This window comes from Mesorhizobium sp. M1169 (assembly GCF_040318345.1).
Classification (GTDB): domain Bacteria; phylum Pseudomonadota; class Alphaproteobacteria; order Rhizobiales; family Rhizobiaceae; genus Mesorhizobium.
Genome location: NZ_JAMYME010000035.1, coordinates 18,001 through 39,601, shown reverse-complemented (window position 1 = coordinate 39,601; position 21,601 = coordinate 18,001). Strand labels below are relative to the sequence as shown.

Below are 21,601 nucleotides of genomic sequence, written 5' to 3'. Positions count from 1 at the left end.
TTCGCCTCAGTCGTGGAACATTTTTACGGATGACGCGCTGTAGCTGCTGCCCGTCATGAAACGGCTGAACTGTTCCCGCGCCTGCTCCTGTGCGGCCGCCCGCCTCGCCTGCTCAAGGGCTTCGGCTCGTCCTTGTGCCGCCAGCATCGCGGTGAGGTCGGCAACTTGCTTGGCCTGCACGGCAAGAAGCTGGTTGCCGGCCTGCGTCGCCTGCAGCACGCCGACCGCGGACTGGCTGGCACCAACCAGCGCACTCGTCTGCTCTTGTGTCGCGGCGCTGTTGTCGACCGCGACAGCGCCCGCCTTCAGCGAATGCTCAAAGGCCGACACCGAGGTCTGCCAGCGTTGACGCGCGCCCTCGACAAGCTGCTGGCTGGAGAGTTTCGAACCGAAATTCTCGTAAGCGGAGGTAAACTGGCTCTCGATCTCCTGGACGCTATAGGCCAGCTTGTCGGCCTCGCCGAGCAGGCTCTTCATCTCGGAAAAATTGGCCTCGATCTGTCCAAGCAGCGAGGTTGGCAGGGAGGTGAGATTCTTCGCCTGGTTGATCAGCATCTGCGCTTCGTTCTGAAGCGAGCTGATCTGATTGTGGATCTGCTCCAGCGCACGCGATGCCGAAAGCAGGTTCTCGGCGTAGTTCTTTGGGTCGAACACGATCAGTGCCGATGCCGGTGCCGATGACAGCGCCGTCGCGACGACCATTGCGCCGGCTGCCGCCATGCGACGGATACGGCGACCTGCAAGAACGGAATTCATGAGGGAAGCTCCTTTGTGGATTGGTCGATCACGCCAGTGAGATTGGCAATGAGGTCTGCCGCCCAGGAGAGACCACGGTTCGTAAGCCAGGCCTCGACGAAATGGTCTCGCCCCGCCTCGGCGATTGTCCGGTCGATCGCGGCCTGGTCCGATTTGGACGATGCGGCGCAGAGCGCCAGCGCGATCGGACCAAGCCCCAGCTCGAACAGGCGGTTGCCGCGGCGGCTTTGACAATAATAGTCGCGCTTCGGTGTCGCTCGGGCGACGATCTCGATCTGGCGATCGTTGAGACCAAAGCGTCGATAGATCTCTGTGATCTGCGGCTCGACGGCGCGCTCGTTCGGCAAGAACAGCCGCGTCGGGCAGCTTTCGACGATTGCCGGTGCGATTGGCGATCCGTCGATGTCCGAAAGCGACTGGGTGGCGAAGACCACGCTGGCGTTCTTCTTCCTCAGCGTCTTCAGCCATTCGCGCAACTGGTCAGCGAAACCGCCGTCGTCGAGCGCGAGCCAGCCCTCGTCGATGAGCAGCAGTGTCGGCCGTCCGTCCATCCTCTGCTCGATGCGGTGGAACAGATAGGCGAGCACGGCGGGCGCTGCACCTGTGCCGATCAGGCCTTCGGTTTCGAACGCCTGGACCGAAGCCTCGCCCAGCCGCTCGTGCTCGGCATCTAGCAGGCCGCCATAACGGCCACCGATGCAGTAGGGAAGGAGCGCCTGCTTCAGCGGCGAAGATTGCAGCAATACGGACAGGCCAGTCAGCGTCCGTTCGTGGACGGGCGCAGAGGCCAGCGACGTCAACGCCGACCACAGATGTTCCTTTACCTGCGGCGTGATGGACACGCCTTCGCGCAGAAGGATGTCGACAAGCCAGTCGGCCGCCCAGGCTCGCTCTGGCGTATGATGAATATGGGCGAGCGGCTGTAGCGAAACGGTATGAACGTCGTCCGACAGATCGGCTAAAGTGAGCAAGGGCAACGGATCGTCAGCCCCCTGCCCAGTTCCGGCATTTCTTCCGAGATCATGCCAATCGCCATGCATGGCGAGCATGGCCGCGCGGATTGAGCCGCCGAAGTCGAAGGCAAAAACCTGGCTGTGCTCGTAACGTCGGAACTGCAGCGCGATCATCGCCAACAGGACCGACTTGCCGGCACCGGTCGGGCCGATGACGAGGGTGTGGCCGACATCGCCGACGTGAAGGCTGAACCGGAACGGTGTGGCGCCTTCCGTTCTGGCGAAGAACAGCGGCGGGGCGCCAAAATGCTCGTCCTCAGTCGGTCCAGCCCAGACCGCCGAAAGTGGAATCATGTGGGCGAGGTTCAGAGTCGAGATCGGCGGCTGGCGGACATTGGCGTAGACGTGGCCGGGGATGCTGCCGAGCCAAGCCTCGACCGCGTTGACGCTTTCGGCGATGCAAGTGAAATCCCTGCCCTGAATGACCTTTTCGACCAGGCGCAGCTTTTCGTCGGCGATCGACGGATCGGCATCCCAGACCGTCACGGAGGCGGTGACATAGGCTTCGCCGATCTGATCTGAACCGAGATCCTGCAGGGCCGCGTCCGCATCGGCCGCCTTGTTGGCGGCGTCCGTATCAACGAGGACTGACGCCTCGTTGGTCATCACCTCCTTCAAGATTGCGGCGATCGATTTGCGTTTGGCGAACCACTGGCGACGAATCTTCGTCACCAGCTTCGTCGCGTCGGTCTTGTCGAGCATGATCGCCCGCGTGGACCAGCGGTAGGGGAAAGCAAGGCGATTAAGGTCGTCGAGAATCCCCGGGAAGGTCATGTTCGGAAACCCGGTGATGGTGAGTGTGCGCAGATGCGCATCGCCAAGCCTCGGCTCTAACCCGCCGGCTAACGGCTGATCGACAAGCAAGCCATCGAGATGCATCGGCGTTTCCGGCACGCGAACGCGATGCCGCTTGGTCGAAACGGCTGAGTGCAGGTAACTCAGCGTCTCGGCATCATCGAGCCAGTCAGCTTCGGGAACGAAACCTTCGATGAGGTTGAGCACGCGGTCCGTGCGATCGACATAACTCTTCAGGAGCTCCCAAGGATCGACGCCGGTCTTTTGCCGGCCTTCGTACAGCAAGCTCTCCATTCGCGACGCTTCCTCGGCCGGAGGCAGCCACACGAAGGTGAGAAAGTAGCTGCTTTCAAACAGCACGCCGGACCCTTCGAACTGTTCGCGCCGCTCGATGTCGAGAAGTGTGGATGCGCAATCCGGGAAGCGGCTGTCGGGATAGCCGCTGGCAGGATTGCGCTGCGCTTCGACAAAGATCGCCCAGCCGGAGCCGAGCCGGCGCAGCGCGCCATTGAGCCGCGCGGTCGTGCCGACCAGCTCCGCCGGCGTGGCGGAGTCCAGGTCCGGCCCGCGAAAACGCGCCGTTCTTTGAAAACTGCCGTCCTTGTTGAGCACCACGCCCGGCGCCACCAGGGCGGCCCAAGGCAGATAGTCGACGAGGCTGGCGCTCTTGTTTCGATATTCCGCGAGGTTCATCACGGCGAAAAACCTCAATAGCCGAAATGCGAGGGATAGCGCAGGTGCCGGCGAACCACGTCGACGAACTGCGCATCGCGCTTTGCCGCCCAGACGGCGGCGAGATGCCCGACCGCCCAGATGACGAGCCCCGCGATCCACAGACGAAGACCCAACCCGACCGCGCCTGCCAGCGTGCCGTTGGCGATAGCGACCGCGCGCGGCGCGCCGCCGAGCAGGATCGGTTCAGTAAGCGCGCGATGCACCGGCGCGAAAAAGCCACGGACTTCCTCCTCCATCAGATCAGCGCCCCGCCGCCGAAGGAGAAAAAGGACAGGAAGAACGAACTTGCCGCGAAAGCGATCGACAGCCCGAAGACGATCTGAATCAGCCGGCGAAATCCGCCCGATGTGTCACCGAAAGCGAGCGACAAGCCGGTGACGATAATGATGATCACCGCCACGATCTTGGCGACTGGCCCCTCGATCGATTCGAGAATCTGCTGAAGGGGCTCCTCCCAGGGCATGGAGGAACCGGCAGCGTGGGCTGGCTCAATCGTCATGATCGCGGCGGTCGTCGCATACGACAGCTCCACGGCAAGCTTGCGGATAGCCGGTGGAGTGAAGCGGATCTGGTTCATTCTGAAGCTCCATGGCAGAGTGGGGATTCACGATCGGAGTGGTCTCGACATTCGAGGGTGCGGTAGTCGCCGGTGGCCGCATCGAGCCCGTCGACCAAGGCGATCTCGACGAGCCGGCGCGCTGAGCCACGACCAGCGAGAACCGCGATGATGTCTATGGTTTCCGCAATCAGTGCGCGCGGGACCGTGACGACGGCCTCCTGCACGAGCTGTTCCAGTCGCTGCAGTGCGCCAATGGCAGAATTGGCGTGAATGGTGCCGATGCCGCCGGGATGGCCGGTGCCCCAGGCCTTCAGCAAATCGAGCGCTTCGGCGCCCCGTACCTCGCCTATCGGGATGCGGTCGGGCCGAAGCCGCAACGACGACTTCACCAGATCGGACAGCGAGGCGACACCATCCTTTGTGCGCAGCGCTACAAGATTGGGCGCAGCACACTGCAACTCACGTGTGTCCTCGATCAGCACGACGCGCTCGGCGGTTTTAGCCACCTCCGCCAAAAGCGCGTTGACGAGCGTGGTCTTGCCCGTCGATGTACCGCCGGCCACCAGCACGTTCTTGCGTGTCTCCACGGCAAGCTGCAGGACGTCAGCCTGGCCGTCGGTCATGATGCCGGCAGCGACATAGTCTTGAAGCGTAAACACCGCGACTGCCGGCTTGCGGATGGCGAATGTTGGTGCCGTGACGACAGGCGGCAAAAGGCCCTCGAACCGTTCACCGGTCCCGGGCAGTTCAGCCGAAACGCGCGGCGAGCCCGAATGCACCTCCGCACCGACATGGTGCGCGACCAGCCTGACGATCCGTTCGCCGTCTGCCGCGATCAGTGTTTCATTGCTTGCAGCGAGTCCTTCGCTGAGACGGTCAACCCACAGGCGACCGTCGGGATTGAGCATCACCTCGACAATGGCTGGATCGTCAAGGAAGCCTGCGACCGCCGGGCCGAGGGCGGTGCGCAGCATGCGCGCGCCGCGCGATACCGCTCCCTTACTGGCATGATAGTTGGTCGCCATGCGGGTCCCCGTTTCTCGCCACGAACTGGTTCTTGCCGCGGTCGGGGATCATTAGAAAAGGCAGGAGCGCCGGCCTTGCAACAAGCAAAACCGGCGATCGTGACATGACGTGCAGAGACTTGCGAAATGCGGTGCCGCGACCGCGACAGCTCAGCAACCCGGTGCTCGACTGGCCATCGCCGCTCCAGCAGAACAGGCGGCTATATTCAAGAGGTGGCATCGCGACGGAGGATCAGCGCCTCGTTAGGTGCGTCTGACAGGATGAAGGGACTGCTTTCACGCTCTATGGACCGCTGCCGGAGCGCTCTTTACCGCGGCCCCGGTAGAGTTCCTCGCCGGCCGTCGTCGGATTGGAGTCGACAGGCAGCTTCGGGAGACTGCGGTCGCCGCTTGGCAGACGTCGGCCTGGCGATTGTCGTGGTCAATCCGGCGCGGGTAGGCGAGGCTAGCAGGTATGTTGAAGAACCTAGAGAACTGTGGTAGAAATTGCCAGAAAGGTAGATTTTTGGAGCTTCTCGTGTCCCTGAACATCAAAAATCCAGCCACCGTTGCTCTCGCCGATGAACTCGCACGCCGCCAGGGTATCAGTAAGACAGCAGCCATTCATCAGGCCCTTAGCGAGCGCTTGCACCGCTTGGGCTTTGGAGAGACCGCTCAGGAGCGTCTGCTGGCAGAATTGCACGCCATCCGAGAAAGAGTGGCACGATTGCCTGAACTGGATAGTCGCAGCGACGAGGAGATCATCGGGTATGACGAGCATGGAATCCCTACCTGATGGTGATCGATACCTCAGCTGTTGTAGCGATCCTTCGGAGCGAGCCTGAGGCAGCAAGGCTGGAACGAGCGCTGGTCTCCGACCCAATCCGTCTGATCCCGGCAACCTGCGTGCTCGAGGCACGCATGGTGCTGGTCAGCAGGCGCGGCGAACACGCGTTGGCTGAGATCGATCTTTGGCTGCGCAAAATCGAGGCCGACATCATTCCTGTCGACTCCGAATTGGTTGATCTTGCGACCCAGGGCTGGCTGACCTACGGCAAGGGCCACCACCCGGCGGCGCTGAATTTTGCCGATTGCCTCTCCTATGCTTTGGCAAAGCGTGCAGACGAACCGCTGCTTTTCATCGTCAAAGACTTCGGCCAAACGGATATCGATCCGGCATGAGCACGAGATTGTAAGATGATCGGCTGTCTCCGGCTTGAACCTGTAATAGCGCCCAATTAGTTTCGGCCCTGTCGGCTGGGCCTGCATCAAGGGGCCTCATGCCAACTTGGTCCAAAAGCAAAGCAAGCTGGCGTCTTTCGTCCTTCCGATCTGGCGCTGCTGGGCCGCGTCTTGGATGGGTTGGAAGTTGAGGGCCAATCCAGCCGGCCAACTTGTAACTCAGACATTCACGGCCGCGACGCTGGCTGCACCAATAGATGATGGGCCTCGTCGAAAACAGCCCTTGGGAGGGCCCGAAGCTCGCTTGCTTGGTGGGTGAGATGCTCGAGATACTGCGTCGACAGCGGGACAATCACTTGCGCTTGGGCCAAGTCACGACCGCGCTTGACTGGCTCGCGATCAGCTCGTTTTGAGACCCAGAATTGTGAGCAGCAAAAATACGCGGATCGGGAACCACGAGCCGTAACGGTCCGCCTTTTTCATCGATGGCGATTGCTTCGAAAGCAGGGGCGTTTTCCAATTATGCCAGACCAGATCAGCAGTGTGTGGGACGGCGAACCTGTTTTGAGAGGTACTTGAACTCACGTTCGGGCAATTGGCCGCGCAGGTGTTTGGACGACACGCGCGCGGCATCATGGCCCACCAGATTCGGATTCGCGGCCAAGAGGACGACGTCGGCATAACTGTGCCTGAGATTCTGCTCGAGATCGCCGGCGGAACGCAGCCTCAGATGGTCTTTGAAAACGTGCTCTACGGATCGAGCCATGCAACATCTCCATTTGCGGCACCGAAGAGACATTCAGCCCGAGGGTTCTGGCGGTGCCGAACGGATGCGAGTGCGGTTGTTCCTCTGCTATGAGACAGGGGCGCGGAGGCCCGGAGAGGTGGACATGCCGCATCGACCGACGGATAATTGTCGGGACTCGCCGGTTTGAAAGGCGTACTCTGCTTTGATCGGTGATAAACATTAAGGGCATCGCCGGCTGTGAGCGAGCATCGTGCTTCCGCCCCAATTCGGGAGGGAGCCATGAGCAGCCCCAACACCTCCAAAATTGGCCTCGCATACTCAGAAGACCGCGATCGGGCGCCACAGCCAATTCCTAGCCCAGAGCCTGTATACAGAAACGAACTGCTGCGGCGCATGTCTCCGGCCGATCTTCAATTGCTCAGGCCTCACCTTCACAGCAGCTTTCTGCCATTGAGGACGCAGCTCGAAACCGCAAACGCCGCTATCGAGGCCGTCTACTTCTTTGAGACCGGGATCGGCTCGATGGTGGCGAAACTCCGGCCGGAGGTCGACGCCGAAGTTATAGTCATTGGTTTCGAGGGCATGACCGGCTCGGCGCTGATCATGGGCGGCGATCGATCGCCGCACGACTGCTACATTCAAGCGGATGCCGAGGTTGCCAGCATGGACGCCGAGCCATTCACAAAGGCGCTTTCCGACAGCCCGACGCTGCGGCTTTTTCTGCTGCGGTACGTGCACTACGCGTGGATCCAGGCAAGCTATACCGCCCTCGCCAATGCGCGTTTGAAACTGGAAGAACGGCTGGCAAGATGGCTGGTCATGTGCAACGACCGCATAGAAGGCGACCGGCTGCCGATTACCCATGAATTCCTGTCGGTCATGTTGGGTGTACGACGGCCGGGCGTCACCCTGGCACTTCAAATGCTGGAAGGCCGCGGTCTGATCAGGTCAAATCGTGGCGAGGTCATCGTCCGTGATCGAACTGGTCTCATCACCTTGGCAAACAGCTCATATGGCCAGCCGGAGGCGGAATACGCCCGCCTGATCGGCGAGCAGGCATCTCCATGATCCGCGCCAATATCGAAGTCCGCCGATGGGATGAGACAAACTACCTAAAGCGGCAGGCCATCGCTAATGCTGGGCGGGGGGTCTCGATGCGCGAAGGGCAATCCCTGCTGGTTGCGACCGTTGAGTGAGGGACGCCGAGTCTCTCCCTTCCCGCAAAGAATTGATATGTTGAGACCGGAGGCTCTGTCAGCGCCGTTGGCGACCAGAGCAGGATATGGCTGCCAGTCCGGCGCGGGAACCACCATCCAGCCGCAGTCGACGTGTTGTCCGGGTCCCGGCCAGCGTCGACGTTACTCCGACCGATCCCACACACTGACCAGGTCGGTGATGAGCAGCCCTGCAAACGGCCTGAGAAAGCTTACCAAATGTGGCGGAACAAATCATGATCGTTTCTCATTGTGCTGATCAATCAAGGGAGATTGACCATGGGCGACCGGCACAACCCAAAAATCGAGGCATCGGCAAATGTCGGAAAAGACCCGGAAGATTGGGTCAGCGGAGATGACCCAATGACTCCCGCACAAGCCTCATATCTGAAAACTCTGGCCGAACAGGCCGACGACCCTGACGCCTATGCCGACGGCCTTAGCAAGGCGGAAGCTTCTAAACGGTAAGCGCTGTTGTGGGACCACCTTTCGGGAGTGGTCGCGATCTGTGAGGTTGCCGATCCTGTATTGGGATCGGAGATCGGCTTGTGTCTGGACTTGACCTTACGCTTGACCCGGAGCGGCAGCCTCGGCGTTTCGAGGTGATCAACGGTGCCGGCGGTCGGCGTCATTGGTCGGTGGATGACAAGGCGCGGATCATCGCGGAGACGCTGGAGCCGAACGCAGTCGTTTCCGAGGTCGCCCGCCGGTATGGCCTCAGGCCGCAGCAGGTCTTCGCCTGGCGCCGCGAAGCGCGCAAACAGGCCGCTTCGGTGCAGCAAAATTCTCCTGCCTTCGTGCCGGCGGTTGTGGCGACGGCGGAGCCTGTAGCCAGCCGTTCACCGAAGCAGCAGAAACGGCAAGCCACTCGAGACGCCGGAGTGATCGAGCTTGAGATCGACGGGGTTGCGATGCGCGTCGGCCGGGGCGCCGATGCCAAGACGGTGGCCGCAGTGGTCCGCGCGCTGAAGGCGACGTCGTGATCGGGCCGACGGGTGCGGTCAAGGTCATGGTGGCGACGAAGCCGGTCGACTTCCGCAAGGGTGCGGAGGGATTGGCTGCGCTGGTGCGAGAGACGATGGGGGCCGATCCGTTCAGCGGGGCCGTCTACGTCTTCCGGGCGAAGCGGACTGACCGGATCAAGCTGATCTTCTGGGACGGCACCGGCGTCTGCCTCTATGCTAAGCGTTTGGAGGATGGGGAGTTCCGCTGGCCGAAAGTACATGACGGCATGATGCGGCTGACGGCCGCGCAGCTCTCGGCGCTACTCGAAGGTCTCGACTGGCGGCGCGTCCATGAGGCGCGCCGGACCCGCGTTCCAACCCAGGCCGGCTGACCCGCGACGAAGTGAATCAGTCTGGATTCCGCTGTCGCGGGCTGTCGTCGAATATGGTCTGATCCGGCCATGGCGATGACTGCTGACCAGCTTCCCGACGATCCGGACGCGCTGAAGGCGATGATCCTGGCGCGCGACGTCGAGAACGCCCGGCTGATCCAGATCATCAAGGAATTGCAGCGCCACCGCTTCGGCCGTCGTGCTGAGACGCTGCCCGAAGACCAGCTTCTGCTGGGGCTTGAGGAAGCCGAACAGATCGAGGCGGCCGGTGAGGAAGAGCAGGCACAGACCGCTCTTGGCGAACGTCAGGCGCGTGTCGCAAAGCGCCGAGCGAATCGGGGCGCGCTGCCGGCACACCTTCCTCGCGTGGAGATGGTCGTCGACATCGAGGATCAAGCCTGCCCGTGCTGCCGCAATGGTCTGCATCGCATCGGCGAGGACGTGAGCGAGCGGCTCGACATCGTGCCGGCGCAGCTGCGTGTGATCGTGGTGCGCCGGCCCAAATATGCCTGCCGCACCTGCGAGGACGTGGTGGTTCAGGCTCCGGCACCCGCCCGCCTGATCGAGGGTGGTCTTCCGACCGAGGCAACGGTCGCCCAGGTCCTGGTCTCCAAATACGCCGATCACCTGCCGCTCTATCGTCAGGCCCAGATCTATGCCCGGCAGGGCATTAATCTCGATCGCTCCACGCTCGCCGACTGGGTCGGCCGTGCCGCCTGGCATCTGCGTCCGGTGCATGCGCGGCTGCTTGGCAATCTGAAGGCGTCGCCGAAGCTCTTTGCTGACGAGACCACCGCGCCGGTGCTCGATCCCGGCCGCGGCAAGACAAAGAACGGGCAGCTCTGGGCCTATGCCCGCGATGACCGACCATGGAATGGCGGCGACCCGCCGGGCGTCGCCTATGTCTATGCGCCAGATCGGAAGGCCGAGCGTCCGATCGCTCATCTCGCAGGCTTCACTGGAATCCTGCAGGTCGACGGCTATGGCGGCTATCGTGTGCTGGCCGACAAGAGCGGTGTGACGCTCGGCTTCTGCTGGGCGCACGTTCGCCGGCGGTTCTATGAATTGGCCGTGTCCGGACCGGCGCCGATCGCGGGCGAGGCGCTGAGACGGATCGCCGAGCTCTACAGAATAGAGGACGATATCCGCGGCCGATCGGCCGATGAACGCCGTGCGATGCGTCAGGAAAATAGCCGTGCCATTGTCGCCGATCTCGAACCCTGGCTGCGCGAGAAGCTCGGCCTGATTAGCCAGAAGACAAAGCTCGCCGAGGCGATCCGCTACACGCTCTCGCGCTGGCAAGGCCTCTCGCGCTTCCTTGACGACGGCCGCATCGAGATCGACAGCAACACCGTCGAGCGCTCAATCCGTCCGATCGCGCTCAACCGCAAGAACGCGCTCTTCGCGGGCTCGGACGGCGGTGCCGAACACTGGGCAGTCATCGCATCGCTCATCGAAACCTGCAAACTCAACGGTGTCGAGCCGCTCGGCTATCTCGCCAACGTCCTCACCAGGATCGTCAACGGCCATCCGAACAGCCAGCTCGACGACCTGCTGCCCTGGGCCTACATCCGGGCGCCTGAGCTCAAGGCCGTGGCCTGAGAACAGCGCTTACTCTAAACGCATTGGTGCACTCCGGGAAAAGTTAGGCCTGTAGCGTCCGCCCGTGGCTTTTCGTCTCTAGCAAAGGACAGCCGATCGGATTGGATTGGGACAGTTTTGCTGCAGGTGACCCGCAATGAATCTTCTGAATTCAGTGCGTTGTGGCTCGACCGGCGATCGAGACGACAAACGGCGGATGGGAGCGGCTCATAGGGTACAACAGCCCGGCATTCGCCCTAAACCCACCGAGACCTCGCACCCGCCGGTCCAATCCTACTGTCGAAACAGATCAGGCCCTTCCGACGAGGGCGATGGTAACCAAAGACACAAACAGGACAAGGGCGATTGCAGCGCCCCAGAAGAAAACTTTTTCGGTGCCGCGTTGCTCTTCCTCGCGAGATATGTCTTTCGCCATTGTATGCATCCTTTGCGAAGGTCAGCGACTGAGCAACGTGCTGTGCCAAGGCTGGGTTCCCGATATGCACTCAACGGCGATGGCGCAGTTCTCGGAATGAAGCTCCAACCGTCGGTTGGTGGACGCATCGCAGCTGGTGCATCTAAAGTTCGCGTGGTCCGCGCGCACCGGGCATGTCCGACCCCCCGCTCGGTGCAACAGCGTTTGATCGACCCGCCGCATCAACCTGTGCGGCGGGCTTTTTTCCTCACGCGATGGAACACCGGCGCGCAGGAAAAGTTCTGCCCACGCAGCAAACTCTTTCCCTCATATTTTTGCTGCCAGATCGGATATCTCCGATCGGCCCGCGTCGTTCTTATCCTCCGGCGGCGCGGGCTCGCCGTCGTGCTATCGGTCGAGGAACCACAGAACAACCGAAAGCACGATGCTGTCAGGACCCGGTGCCAATCGGAGCACAAACGTGAAGTTCTCACGCGGATCCTGGTCAACCGTAGCGGCATATGTAAGGCGGGAGCGTCTTCACCGATCGCCTCATCGGCTTCCTCTTGCAGGTCTAACTATACGTTCTGATGTTCTTGGACCCAAATGAGCTGCACCGCGTTGTTTGCGCGCATGCTGTGCTTCGCAATCTGATGGAAAAATCCGACGCCCCTGCTGCACCGCAGACGGCTCCTGGTGCCGAAGCGCGCTTTCCGTACGATCGTGCGGCGGTTGAGCGGTTTCGACAGACATTCCCGCGCGCCAGGTGGAGTGACGAGCGCAGAACCTGGTTCGTGCCAGGAAAGACTGCAGCGCGGCGCATCCAGCGCTGGCTTGCGCAAGAGGCGGATTTGCGAGCAGCACATGATGACAGCAAGGGACGGGATGCCTTCGCCTTCGATCCCCTGTCGAGCCGGTATCTGGAAGTCGCGGACGACCTGCGCATTCGCACGCCTTATTCGCGGACGGTTCTTGAGGAACTGCGAGCCGTTCCATGGGCGAGCTGGGACGACGAACTGCGGGCCTGGAGGGTGCCTTTCCGCTCGTACGAGGAGTTGAAGCGCCATTGGCCAAGCATCGAAAGGGCCGCAGGCCGCGCAGAACCGGAGGAGAGGAAACGGCGACGAGAAGCCTCCAAAGATTCCGAGGAATATAAAGCCGCCAGATTGCGGTATGCCGAACGCAGGCGACGTCGCTATCCACTGCCCCCAGACGATTTACCCCGGCTTGGCCGTGCCGTGGCAACGGAGCAATACGGTATCGTGGTCTTCACCGAGATTTCGGGTGAACTCGTCGACGCCTCGCAGATAGCAGCGTTCTATCCGCATTTGATCGAGGCGAACGTCGACCACGTCTGGGGCCGATGGCGTCCGGCGACGTTGGCTGAATTGATTAGAACATGGCCCGCTCGGCGTGCTGCCGGATTACCGGAACGGCAGCGAGGCTGGTGGCAACCAACGCTGGCCGAACTCAGGATAGCTCGCCAAATAGCTCGAAGCCTGGCGCGAAGAAGGGCACAAGGCTTATGGCATTGTTCTAGCTTTTGAAGCTGGGGCCGTTTTCCACCGTCTGTCCGGTTGCCCTAGTGTTGAGATGTCACCCCGATCGGAGCCTTCCATGTGCAACGATTGCGAACAACATACGGCTTGGCTGAACATTGCTCGATGATGACGTCGCTGGCCTTGAAGGTCCCATGCATGAAACCGACTTGACGTGCGCGTAGGCGCACGACACCAGCATCGATGATCCGGCTCCAATAACCCGCGTGGCAGTAAAGCCATCGACCGGCTTCTATGACGTTTGGAACGCACCGGCCGGACCTAGACTAACGGTGGGCGGGTGGTCAACTTGCCTTCCGAGGGAGCTTGGGGACAGCACACGTTTCCTGCTTCCGGCGTGGCGTTCCTCGAATTTGCCAGAACGATGTACCTGAACGCGAAAGATTCATTTCCGCTTCACGCTCAGCGTTTATGCCATCGCCGGACTGCGATGAAGTCCGCCGCTCCGCTACCGTGTGGCGGGCGCGCCAAGGTCATCCTGAACGTCAAACCGTTTCTGCAGAATTTTGACGCACAAGGCCGATCCGAGGCCAACTGGGAGTGCATACCAGCTTGGAATTGTGCGGAACCGTACGAAGTCGATTGCAAGCAACCAACCTGGTTGGCCGGGCATTAATTTAGCAAAGCGTGAATTAGGAAGGCATCGGGAGGAAGACCATGCTGCACGTTAACATGCCTCGCGAATTTGAGGTCGGCGATGAGGTGGCGCTGGCAGGTATCGTGATCGCGATTCTCCCCAGTGGGCGCGCCAGGGTGAGCATTCCTTCGTATGACCATCCTTATACGATTGATCCGCCACCGAAAGTCCGGGCCGGCGACAGAGTGGTTCTTGTTGGGGACGTCACCCGCGTCGATCGCGGGGTGAACAAACTCACTGTGCGGATTGACTGCGGCGGGGTGATCACTGTCGACAATTCGGCGATTACTCGGCTGAGAAAGCACAACCGGACTTCAGCGGGTTGACGCTCCGGATACAACGGCCGGTGTCGGCGCAGGGAAGATGCAAGCGCCTTTGAACAGCCCAAGGGTGCGGCCCTGTCCGGATATGGAGCGGACGAACCGATAGATGGGAGCTCGACGGCTAGGGCACGGGTCCAGCGCAGCGCGTCCCTGGCGTCTTCCGGGTTACTGGAGAAGCAAGCCAGATTCGGGCCATCGCAAGCGCGCTTCACCTGCCGCGGCCCGCCCGTCCAAGACGCGTAGCATGTGCCGTCGCGTGAAGGCACGCGGGCATCGCGATCGATTGTAACCTTTCTCTGCAACGAGCGCCTGTTCGCCGATCAGCAATTTCAATCGCGACAGGCTCCGGTTCGTACGCATTATGGAGATCACATGTTCGTCCCGGCCCCGATGCCGGCATAGGTCTGCTTCGGAGCGTCGCGAGGGAACTGGGCGACGTATTGCGGTGGAGTAAGCGCCCCCTGGGTTAACAACCCGGTCAGTGACGGCCATGGCGGTCAGTGACGGCCACGACCGCATCGACAACGCCCGCAACGGCGATCAAGTCGTCGCTGAAAGCCCGCAAGGTGTCTGTCACGACATAGCGTGCCGGCGAAGCTCCGCCCTGGCGACGGGGATTCGTTGTAGGCCGACCGGAAAGCAACGCCGGCCAGATGAGCGACAACTTACCTCGGTGTTGGTCTCGATCAGGGTCGACGTTCGTCGACGACCGTCGGTAATTGCCGACTACGAGTCGAGGTCGTAGGGCTCGTGGCCCAGCTCGTTGTGATGAAGCGCCTCTGCCATACACCTGATATCGAACGCCTGGCCGCACGCCGGGCAAACGACATAATACTCCTCCTCCCGAAGTGGCGAAGCGTCGTGGTCTTGGGGAATGACGATGTCATCGTCGGGCATTGGGTCCTCCGGCAACCCGCCCGCTATGCTGGAACGCTTGCCGGCAGGATTTGTTTCAAAGTTATTGCGCCTAAGGAAGGGTCCGATGTCCGGTTCGAGCGATGCCGTCCCACCGGGCTGTCCAAAGTGATTATCATCTGCAACCTTTGGTTACGGCACGGGCAAGAACCTGTTCCTCCGGCGGCAAGGCTCGAATTCAACCAAGCATGCGCGGTCGAAAGAACTCCGATTCTGCAACGCACACTGGCCGAGATCGACTGTGGAGACGAATGCCCAGGCCCGCCGCTCCGATGAAAGGTGATCTGATGGCCATCAGCTGCGCAAAATAGCTCTGCAATCGGGCACCGGGGTTGGGCTGTTGAAGCGCCGGTCTTGCCGCAAGCTCATCCAGTTGCTGGCGGCGCTGGCGGGACATCGTCGGCTATCTCCTGCCTGAGCCTTGGTCCTTTGCTGAGCCGGCGCCCGAGCGCATCGACGAAATTGTCGTAGCGCTGCAAGCCCTTGGCGCGCGCCTCCGCTTGCGCCGATTCCGGCAAGGCTGGAGTCGAATTGAGCCAAAAGCGGACGAACAATGCGAGTGTCTCAATGGATATTCCGATATCGCGTTCAACACGCTGCACACGTCGATCGATCTGGTCGAGGCGTCGAGTGATTGCCGCTTGCTTTCGCTCTTCGGCATCAGGCGACAGGAACGACGCGAGCGCAGCCTCCGCGACCAGTGACAGCGAGACCTCGCGCCGCCCGGCGTAATCTGCCAGTGCCCTCATTACGTCAGGGTCGAGATAGGCAGACAGACGTCTTTTCTTGGCGTTCTTCATGCGCTCAAAGCTCAATGCCATCATCGGGGTCAAGGGCGGCCTGACGAGCTGCGCGTCTCATGGCTTGATCGACACTGCGGCGACGAACGGCGTCATCATCGGGCTCGTCCCTGTCCAGGTCGAACTCATCGTCGCAGCGTGGCGTTCGTTCCGGCGCGATGTCTTCGTGTTCGGGAAGCTCGGGCTGGCGGCGAATGCCGCCATTGGCCGGATCCTCGTCCTGCTGATCCCTGGCAAGCCTCAGCTTGCGAGATTTGCCTTCCGGCCCAGCAAGAAGTGTCGTGTCGGTCCAGTCGTCAGGGCGAGCGTTCTGCGTTGTCCCTCCGGTCCTTGGTGGCGGCAAGACGCGCTCAGCAAGACGCGGGTCGGCAAAGTAGCGTGCCTTCTTCGCACGGATTGGGAACTGGCCCGAGATCATAATGATCGCCTCGGTCGGCGGCAGCTGCATGATCTCGCCCGGCGTCATCAGTGCACGCGCCGTTTCCTGCCGCGACACCATCAGATGCCCGAGCCAGGGCGACAATCTGTGCCCCGCATAGTTCTTCATGGCGCGCAACTCGGTCGCGGTCCCCAGAGAGTCTGAGACGCGCTTGGCCGTCCTCTCGTCATTCGTGGCGAAGCTCACCCGCACATGACAATTGTCGAGGATGGAATTGTTCGGTCCGTAGGCCTTCTCGATCTGATTGAGCGATTGTGCAATCAGGAACGACTTGATGCCATACCCGGCCATGAAGGCCAGCGCGCTTTCGAAGAAATCGAGCCTGCCGAGCGCGGGAAACTCGTCCAGCAGCATCAAAAGACGCTGCCGGTGATCCTTCGCGTGAAGATCTTCGGCGAGCCTGCGGCCGATCTGGTTAAGCACGAGTCGCATCAGCGGCTTTGTGCGACTGATGTCCGATGGCGGCACGACCAGATAAAGCGTCGTCGGCCGTGCCTCCTCGACAAGGTCTGCGATCCGCCAGTCACAGCATGACGTCACCTTGGCCACAACTGGATCGCGGTAGAGGCCCAGAAAACTCATGGCCGTCGAGAGCACGCCGGAACGCTCGTTCTCGGACTTGTTAAGCAGTTCCCGAGCAGCCGACGCCACGACAGGATGCGGGCCTGCATCACCCAAATGCCGCGTCAGCATCATGGCGCGCAGCGTTGCCTCGATCGGCCGCTCTGGATCGGAAAGGAAGTTCGCCACGCCTGCGAGGGTCTTGTCTTTCTCCGCATAGAGCACGTGCAGTATTGCGCCGACCAGCAATGCATGGCTGGTCTTCTCCCAGTGGTTGCGGCGTTCCAATGTGCCTTCTGGGTCGACCAGGACATCCGCCACGTTCTGCACATCTCGAACTTCCCACTCGCCCCGTCGCACCTCCAGCAGAGGATTGTAGGCTGCTGATCCAGCATTGGTCGGGTCGAACAGAAGCACCTGGCCGAAACGGGCCCGCCATCCGGCCGTCAGTTCCCAGTTTTCGCCTTTGATGTCGTGGACGATTGCCGAACCCGGCCAAGTCAGTAGTGACGGCACGACCAGGCCGACGCCTTTCCCGCTTCGGGTCGGTGCGAAACATAGCACGTGTTCCGGACCGTCGTGGCGCAGATAGTGTCGGCCCAACATACCCAGGATCACCCCATCCTGACCGATCATCCCAGCGGCCTTGATTTCGTCTCGCGTCGCCCAGCGCGCCGAGCCGTAAGTCGTGGTGTCCTTTGCCTCGCGCCCCCGCCACAGCGACATCCCGATCGCTGCGACGATAGCCATGAGGCTTCCGCTCGCCGCAATCGCCGCGCCCTCCAGGAAGACCTTCGGCGCGTAGGCGTCGTAGAAAAACCACCACCAGAAAAAGGCTGGCGGCGGATAAACGGGCTGTCCAGCCAATTCGAACCACGGCGGACCGAGTTGGCTTTGAAAGCCGAGCCGCCCTGCCGTCCACTGTGTTGCTCCCCATGTTGTCGCGACGACGATCAGAAAGGCGGTGAGTATCTGGCCCCATAAAACCTTGCTTGCCGGCATCGATCGTTTCCCAAATGGATGATCGGAACAACCGAAAAGCTCGAATTCCTAAATCCGCAAGAAGAAAGGGGCGGTCGAAGCAGCATGGCGTACCCGGACGTGGAAAGACTTGCCCGATGCGGGCTCGAATGTTGAACGAGCATCGGGGGGCTGCTTTCTTCTGGAGCCGTTGAGCCGCTACTTTGCCCAATGATAATTAGTTGTCTCGGCTCAGATGGCATTTGACGAGATGGACGGGTTCTTGGAGAACCGCGGATTGCCCACGACCAAATGAACAAGAGCCCTCAGCGGCGCGCCGAGCCGGAGAACGCTCTAGTCCCGGCAAGTGGTGGTCAGCCGGAATTGCCGTTCTGCTGAGCTCGAATCTTACCGCCTCCCTGATCGGTAGCGCGATAGATCCAGAGCCGACTCGATGAGCAGACCCATCAAGTCTGTTCAATTTTGTTAATCAATTCAGTCCCATCAACTATTGCCATGGACTTTCGTTGGAACTGTTGCGCGCGCCGGCCTCACGGGTCGCGGAATCTATTGGGCCGCACCAAAGTTCCAGATGTCCCGATGCAGGCGCCACGTCCCGTCGTCCCCTTTTTTCCAAACGACAATGTACTTGCCCGCAACGGTGGAAGGGGCACCGCCTTTGCTCGGCACACCGAGCGTAAATGCGCCAACTTCGTAGGCGAGATTCCCGCTCTCTTCCACTTCCAGCGCCTTCAGGGTGAGATTCTTCATCCCGGCCTTGATTGCGCCCTGCCAGAATTCTTCCACGCCCTTGCGGTCATCGACGCGTTTGCCGTCGGGTGGCAGCAGGGCGGCATCGTCGGTATACATTTGACCTACCGCTGCTGCGTTTCCGCTGTTGAAGGCGTCCATGAATTTTACCAACGCCGCTTCGATGTCCTCACGAGCCGAGTGGGCGGCCGCAGACAATGCAGACGAAAAAAGCAGCACAGCAGCAAATGCAAATGACTGAACCAGTCTCATTTCGTCCTCCCTTGCGTGCCCGACATGCCCACCCGATGAATAGCGCCGACCCGAGGGCGCCGCGGCGCGTTCGATGGCCGGGCGCGGATTATATTAGACTTATCTGATATGACGGCGCAAGCGCAACTGCGACCCTCTGAATGACCAGCGTAGCAGCTGCCGGAGAGCTTCAAAGCGGCGGCTACCGCCTCACTGCCCTCCTCGTCTCGACGAAAGAGTTCGTTCGAATGATGCTTTTCCGTGGCTTTGCTCGCAAGTTTTCGTCAGCCAGCACAGGGCCTCCTCTTACGGTCGCTGGTCGTCAAGGCCCAGCGGCCACTAGCTGACAGTCCCCCCGTAGCCAAGCCGCTGGGCCCCTCGACGTGGGGAACGAGCATTGGAGACGATGTCGCGCTTTCCGTTACAGCCCGAAGGCGGGTGACAGATGACCGCGTCAGCCTCTCCACTCCGAGCTACGATTTCACGCATTCGATCAGGCACAGCTCTCTCGGGCACCAAGCATGAGTCAGCTCCCGAATGAGCAGGTGCCGCCCAGTTCGGCTTCGGCCCTTGCGCGCGCAAAGTATTGGGCGAGATCGATCGGCAGTCCGATCGGCAAATTGGGGCAGCGATGGCGAGAATGAATGCCAGGAACTTCCCTTCGGTGCCGCTTCGTCGATCTGTTTGCCGAGAAGACGCGCGCTGCGTGCCGCCCCCCATACCGCAGAGAACTCACTTCAGGTCACACACACACGACGCCACCGAGATCCTGCATCACTTTTCTACTCCGACGCCGCCACGTCACCAAGATCAGTCGCGAGCGTGATCGCGGCTATCAAATCGGGATCGCGCACCGGAGTGCTCTATGAGTGAGCCCCGAACGGCGCGCTCGAGCAATCCGGCTCGACGTAAGGCGGGCCATCCGTGCCGGCCTCGTGACTAAGACGGGCGAATGGCGGTTCCTGGACTCACCTTTTTGGTCTGAAGTCGCTTCCTTGAGCCGGTGGCGGAGTTCTTGCTTGATCGACCTCAGCACTATCTTAGAATCGGTTTTCGGAAAATTTGTCTTGTGGCATCAATTTTCATGGGATAGGATCATTTTTCATAGGTTTTGCCGACTAAACCAAAATTCAATGGAAGGATTCGCGTTTCATGCCTGCGGTGCAACAGCACCAATTTTCAGGTCCTGTTACCGTTTTTCAGGAAATCCGCCTTCCTGAAACGGCGACCCCGGCCGGGTACAGCGCCCTGATCGGAGCCTACAGGCTCGCCGCGCCCTTGCCCCGTAGGTTGTTCGCCACTGGCGAGCATCATCGCATTACCGAACGGGATGGCTGGCGGATCATGACCCCCCGCCATGCCCCAAATCCTACCCTCGAAGGCCACCTGACCTTTGCGCTCAAGTACGAGGGACTGGACCTTGCCGTCCTCAAGCGGCTGTTCCAAGTGACCGGTCCCGCGCCGATCGAGGCGCTGGTCCGTGAAAGCCCGACCGGCAGTTATGCCCGCCGCATCTGGTTTTTATATGAATGGCTGAGGGACGCGCGTATCGATCTGCCGGACGCGGAGGCCGGACGATACATTCCGGTTGTCGATCCCGAGCTGCAGTGGCCCGGACCCGACAAGACCGCTTCGCGCTATCGCGTAAGGGACAATCTCCCCGGCACGCGTGAGTTCTGCCCTCTGGTGTTCCGCACCAAGATTCTCGAAAAATTCATCGGCCTTGAACTACCGCGGCGCGCGGAGGCAATCGTAGCGGACGTGCCGCGCGACCTCCTTGCTCGGACCGCCGCCTTTCTTTTGCTCAAAGACTCGCGATCAAGCTATGCGATCGAGGGCGAGCACCCGCCGCAAGATCGCATCCAGCGCTGGGGCCGCGCCATCGGCGAAGCCGGCCGCTGGCCGATCGATCGCGATGAGCTGCTGCGTCTGCAAAGAATTGTACTTGGTGACGCTCGTTTCGTAAGACTTGGCTTCCGAAAAGAAGGAGGTTTCGTCGGTGAGCATGATCGAGACAACGGTACGCCCTTGCCCCATCACATCAGCGCTCGGCCCGAGGACCTGCCGCGGCTAATCGATGGAATGGCGGCGTTCGATCAGGGCCCCGCGCAAAAGCTTGATGCAGTCGTAGCCGCCGCAATCCTCGCCTTCGGCTTTGTCTATATTCACCCGTTCGAGGACGGAAACGGCCGCATTCACCGCTACCTAATCCACCACGTCCTTGCCATGCGCGGCTTCAATCCGCCGGGAGTGGTCTTTCCCGTCTCGGCCGCGATCCTGGACCAGATCAACGAGTACAGGGGCGTGCTCGAGAGCTATTCGCAGCGCCTTCTGCCGTTGGTGGAATGGGAACCGACGCCGCAATTCAACGTCCGGGTGCTGAATGACACCGGTGATTTCTACCGGTTCTTCGATGCAACCCCGCACGCCGAATTCCTCTATGCTTGCGTTCAGCGGACGATCGAACGGGACCTTCCCGAGGAAACCGCATTTCTGCAGCGCTACGATCAGTTCCGGCAGCAGGTGGACGCCTTTATCGACATGCCCGAGCGGTTGACCGATCTGCTCTTCCGTTTTCTTCACCAGAATGATGGCCATCTATCGAACCGCGCGCGCGAGAAGGAATTCGCCGCGCTGACCAGTGACGAGGCAGGAAGAATCGAGGCGATCTACGCGCAAACCTTTGGTGCCCATTGAAGGTGTGATCATCAGGATCGATTTTTAGTCCGACGCTTTGCGATTCCCTTGTCCTTGCCTTCATCTCCGACGCTTGACTTGTCGCCGAGACATGCACGATTTTTCCGCACGGTCTGACCGGCCGCCGATCAGCCGCGGCCAGAACGCGCTTGACAAACCGGAGCCGTCCCGTCCAACCTCACGCATTCACCAGGGGAGTCCCGGCAAGGGGCTGAGATACTGCTGGCTTTCGCGGCGCAGTGACCCGTTGAACCTGATCCAGTTCATACTGGCGTAGGGACGGTGCAAGCGCTTTGCGGGAGTTCACGCCCGAGGTCCTGTTTCGGCAGGTCGACAGAAGCGTCTTTTCATCCTTCCGGCACAGAACTGG

21 protein-coding genes, 1 pseudogene and 1 riboswitch are annotated in these 21,601 nt (G+C 61.0%); of the genes and pseudogenes, 10 read left to right on the top strand and 12 right to left on the bottom strand.

What is annotated here, in order from left to right; translation table 11 throughout:
* Window positions 1–6 precede the first annotated feature (6 nt).
* From trbJ to trbB, 5 genes are all read right to left on the bottom strand, one after another.
* Window positions 7–756 (bottom strand): P-type conjugative transfer protein TrbJ, encoded by a 750-nt coding sequence (gene trbJ, locus NKH41_RS26185; RefSeq protein WP_502895759.1) that lies wholly within the window; start codon window positions 754–756, stop codon window positions 7–9.
* On the bottom strand, window positions 753–3,260 hold the full coding sequence (gene trbE, locus NKH41_RS26180; protein ID WP_352780629.1) for a conjugal transfer protein TrbE: 2,508 nt from the start codon (window positions 3,258–3,260) through the stop codon (window positions 753–755). The genes trbJ and trbE overlap by 4 nt, the downstream gene beginning before the upstream one ends.
* Window positions 3,261–3,271: 11 nt before the next feature.
* Window positions 3,272–3,535: a VirB3 family type IV secretion system protein gene (locus NKH41_RS26175; protein WP_352772995.1), complete on the bottom strand. Its 264-nt coding sequence runs from the start codon at window positions 3,533–3,535 to the stop codon at window positions 3,272–3,274.
* Window positions 3,535–3,798, bottom strand: coding sequence for a TrbC/VirB2 family type IV secretion system protein (locus NKH41_RS26170; RefSeq protein ID WP_352612738.1), 264 nt, complete (start codon window positions 3,796–3,798; stop codon window positions 3,535–3,537). The genes NKH41_RS26175 and NKH41_RS26170 overlap by 1 nt, the downstream gene beginning before the upstream one ends.
* Before the next feature lie 74 nt (window positions 3,799–3,872).
* Complete coding sequence (gene trbB, locus NKH41_RS26165; protein ID WP_352772998.1) at window positions 3,873–4,883, bottom strand: P-type conjugative transfer ATPase TrbB; 1,011 nt, start codon at window positions 4,881–4,883, stop codon at window positions 3,873–3,875.
* A gap of 517 nt (window positions 4,884–5,400) precedes the next feature.
* Here trbB and NKH41_RS26160 point away from each other — a divergent pair.
* Both NKH41_RS26160 and NKH41_RS26155 read left to right on the top strand, forming a co-directional pair.
* The gene (locus NKH41_RS26160) at window positions 5,401–5,658 is read left to right on the top strand and encodes a type II toxin-antitoxin system VapB family antitoxin (protein WP_352773000.1); all 258 of its coding nucleotides are present in this window, start codon (window positions 5,401–5,403) and stop codon (window positions 5,656–5,658) included.
* Window positions 5,658–6,044 carry a type II toxin-antitoxin system VapC family toxin gene (locus tag NKH41_RS26155; protein WP_352773002.1) on the top strand — a complete coding sequence of 129 codons (387 nt, stop codon included), beginning with the start codon at window positions 5,658–5,660 and terminating at the stop codon, window positions 6,042–6,044. Before NKH41_RS26160 ends, NKH41_RS26155 begins: the two co-directional genes overlap by 1 nt.
* Before the next feature lie 227 nt (window positions 6,045–6,271).
* Here the strand turns inward: NKH41_RS26155 and NKH41_RS26150 are convergent.
* A pseudogene (locus NKH41_RS26150) lies at window positions 6,272–6,564 on the bottom strand (GSU2403 family nucleotidyltransferase fold protein).
* A 15-nt stretch (window positions 6,565–6,579) separates the two neighbouring features.
* A complete protein-coding gene (locus tag NKH41_RS26145; protein ID WP_352773005.1) occupies window positions 6,580–6,810 on the bottom strand; it encodes a hypothetical protein in 231 nt (76 codons plus the stop codon).
* 375 nt (window positions 6,811–7,185) lie between these two features.
* Here NKH41_RS26145 and NKH41_RS26140 point away from each other — a divergent pair, with 375 nt between their 5' ends.
* The 5 genes from NKH41_RS26140 to tnpC all read left to right on the top strand — a co-directional run bounded on the left by NKH41_RS26140 (window position 7,186) and on the right by tnpC (window position 10,944).
* The gene (locus NKH41_RS26140) at window positions 7,186–7,860 is read left to right on the top strand and encodes a Crp/Fnr family transcriptional regulator (protein ID WP_352685433.1); all 675 of its coding nucleotides are present in this window, start codon (window positions 7,186–7,188) and stop codon (window positions 7,858–7,860) included.
* Window positions 7,861–8,285: 425 nt separating this feature from the next.
* Window positions 8,286–8,474, top strand: a complete 189-nt coding sequence (locus tag NKH41_RS26135) for a DUF3072 domain-containing protein (RefSeq protein WP_352773008.1) — start codon at window positions 8,286–8,288, stop codon at window positions 8,472–8,474.
* 80 nt (window positions 8,475–8,554) lie between these two features.
* On the top strand, window positions 8,555–8,989 hold the full coding sequence (gene tnpA, locus NKH41_RS26130; protein WP_352773010.1) for an IS66-like element accessory protein TnpA: 435 nt from the start codon (window positions 8,555–8,557) through the stop codon (window positions 8,987–8,989).
* The gene (tnpB, locus tag NKH41_RS26125) at window positions 8,986–9,342 is read left to right on the top strand and encodes an IS66 family insertion sequence element accessory protein TnpB (protein ID WP_352934581.1); all 357 of its coding nucleotides are present in this window, start codon (window positions 8,986–8,988) and stop codon (window positions 9,340–9,342) included. The genes tnpA and tnpB overlap by 4 nt, the downstream gene beginning before the upstream one ends.
* Window positions 9,343–9,411: 69 nt before the next feature.
* A complete protein-coding gene (gene tnpC / locus NKH41_RS26120) occupies window positions 9,412–10,944 on the top strand; it encodes an IS66 family transposase (protein WP_352780435.1) in 1,533 nt (510 codons plus the stop codon).
* Between the two features lie 289 nt (window positions 10,945–11,233).
* Here the strand turns inward: tnpC and NKH41_RS26115 are convergent, their stop codons facing one another.
* A complete protein-coding gene (locus tag NKH41_RS26115) occupies window positions 11,234–11,359 on the bottom strand; it encodes a hypothetical protein (protein WP_352612592.1) in 126 nt (41 codons plus the stop codon).
* Between the two features lie 632 nt (window positions 11,360–11,991).
* Between NKH41_RS26115 and NKH41_RS26110 the strand changes: the two genes are divergently transcribed.
* Together NKH41_RS26110 and NKH41_RS26105 are read left to right on the top strand one after the other, a co-directional pair.
* On the top strand, window positions 11,992–12,885 hold the full coding sequence (locus NKH41_RS26110) for a hypothetical protein (RefSeq protein ID WP_352768511.1): 894 nt from the start codon (window positions 11,992–11,994) through the stop codon (window positions 12,883–12,885).
* A 669-nt stretch (window positions 12,886–13,554) separates the two neighbouring features.
* Window positions 13,555–13,860: a hypothetical protein gene (locus NKH41_RS26105; RefSeq protein ID WP_352768512.1), complete on the top strand. Its 306-nt coding sequence runs from the start codon at window positions 13,555–13,557 to the stop codon at window positions 13,858–13,860.
* A gap of 723 nt (window positions 13,861–14,583) precedes the next feature.
* Here the strand turns inward: NKH41_RS26105 and NKH41_RS26100 are convergent.
* The 4 genes from NKH41_RS26100 to NKH41_RS26085 form a co-directional block, all read right to left on the bottom strand.
* Complete coding sequence (locus NKH41_RS26100) at window positions 14,584–14,754, bottom strand: hypothetical protein (protein ID WP_352768514.1); 171 nt, start codon at window positions 14,752–14,754, stop codon at window positions 14,584–14,586.
* 383 nt (window positions 14,755–15,137) lie between these two features.
* Complete coding sequence (locus tag NKH41_RS26095) at window positions 15,138–15,593, bottom strand: CopG family transcriptional regulator (RefSeq protein WP_352768515.1); 456 nt, start codon at window positions 15,591–15,593, stop codon at window positions 15,138–15,140.
* Window positions 15,577–17,574, bottom strand: coding sequence for a conjugal transfer protein TraG (locus tag NKH41_RS26090; protein WP_352768518.1), 1,998 nt, complete (start codon window positions 17,572–17,574; stop codon window positions 15,577–15,579). The genes NKH41_RS26095 and NKH41_RS26090 overlap by 17 nt, the downstream gene beginning before the upstream one ends.
* Window positions 17,575–18,099: 525 nt before the next feature.
* Window positions 18,100–18,555, bottom strand: a complete 456-nt coding sequence (locus NKH41_RS26085; protein WP_352768520.1) for a YybH family protein — start codon at window positions 18,553–18,555, stop codon at window positions 18,100–18,102.
* A gap of 1,131 nt (window positions 18,556–19,686) precedes the next feature.
* Here NKH41_RS26085 and NKH41_RS26080 point away from each other — a divergent pair.
* Complete coding sequence (locus NKH41_RS26080; RefSeq protein WP_352768522.1) at window positions 19,687–21,231, top strand: Fic family protein; 1,545 nt, start codon at window positions 19,687–19,689, stop codon at window positions 21,229–21,231.
* 181 nt (window positions 21,232–21,412) lie between these two features.
* Window positions 21,413–21,529, top strand: a riboswitch (TPP riboswitch).
* The last annotated feature ends 72 nt before the right edge of the window (window positions 21,530–21,601 follow it).

What these genes read in the sequence shown, in the direction of transcription:
- trbJ (WP_502895759.1), bottom strand. Translation starts at nt 756, where the DNA reads ATGAATTCCGTTCTTGCAGGTCGCCGTATCCGTCGCATGGCGGCAGCC.
- NKH41_RS26175 (WP_352772995.1), bottom strand. Translation starts at nt 3,535, where the DNA reads ATGGAGGAGGAAGTCCGTGGCTTTTTCGCGCCGGTGCATCGCGCGCTT.
- NKH41_RS26170 (WP_352612738.1), bottom strand. Translation starts at nt 3,798, where the DNA reads ATGACGATTGAGCCAGCCCACGCTGCCGGTTCCTCCATGCCCTGGGAG.
- trbB (WP_352772998.1), bottom strand. Translation starts at nt 4,883, where the DNA reads ATGGCGACCAACTATCATGCCAGTAAGGGAGCGGTATCGCGCGGCGCG.
- NKH41_RS26155 (WP_352773002.1), top strand. Translation starts at nt 5,658, where the DNA reads ATGGTGATCGATACCTCAGCTGTTGTAGCGATCCTTCGGAGCGAGCCT.
- NKH41_RS26145 (WP_352773005.1), bottom strand. Translation starts at nt 6,810, where the DNA reads ATGGCTCGATCCGTAGAGCACGTTTTCAAAGACCATCTGAGGCTGCGT.
- NKH41_RS26140 (WP_352685433.1), top strand. Translation starts at nt 7,186, where the DNA reads ATGTCTCCGGCCGATCTTCAATTGCTCAGGCCTCACCTTCACAGCAGC.
- NKH41_RS26135 (WP_352773008.1), top strand. Translation starts at nt 8,286, where the DNA reads ATGGGCGACCGGCACAACCCAAAAATCGAGGCATCGGCAAATGTCGGA.
- tnpC (WP_352780435.1), top strand. Translation starts at nt 9,412, where the DNA reads ATGGCGATGACTGCTGACCAGCTTCCCGACGATCCGGACGCGCTGAAG.
- NKH41_RS26115 (WP_352612592.1), bottom strand. Translation starts at nt 11,359, where the DNA reads ATGGCGAAAGACATATCTCGCGAGGAAGAGCAACGCGGCACCGAAAAA.
- NKH41_RS26110 (WP_352768511.1), top strand. Translation starts at nt 11,992, where the DNA reads ATGGAAAAATCCGACGCCCCTGCTGCACCGCAGACGGCTCCTGGTGCC.
- NKH41_RS26105 (WP_352768512.1), top strand. Translation starts at nt 13,555, where the DNA reads ATGCTGCACGTTAACATGCCTCGCGAATTTGAGGTCGGCGATGAGGTG.
- NKH41_RS26100 (WP_352768514.1), bottom strand. Translation starts at nt 14,754, where the DNA reads ATGCCCGACGATGACATCGTCATTCCCCAAGACCACGACGCTTCGCCA.
- NKH41_RS26095 (WP_352768515.1), bottom strand. Translation starts at nt 15,593, where the DNA reads ATGGCATTGAGCTTTGAGCGCATGAAGAACGCCAAGAAAAGACGTCTG.
- NKH41_RS26090 (WP_352768518.1), bottom strand. Translation starts at nt 17,574, where the DNA reads ATGCCGGCAAGCAAGGTTTTATGGGGCCAGATACTCACCGCCTTTCTG.
- NKH41_RS26085 (WP_352768520.1), bottom strand. Translation starts at nt 18,555, where the DNA reads ATGAGACTGGTTCAGTCATTTGCATTTGCTGCTGTGCTGCTTTTTTCG.
- NKH41_RS26080 (WP_352768522.1), top strand. Translation starts at nt 19,687, where the DNA reads ATGCCTGCGGTGCAACAGCACCAATTTTCAGGTCCTGTTACCGTTTTT.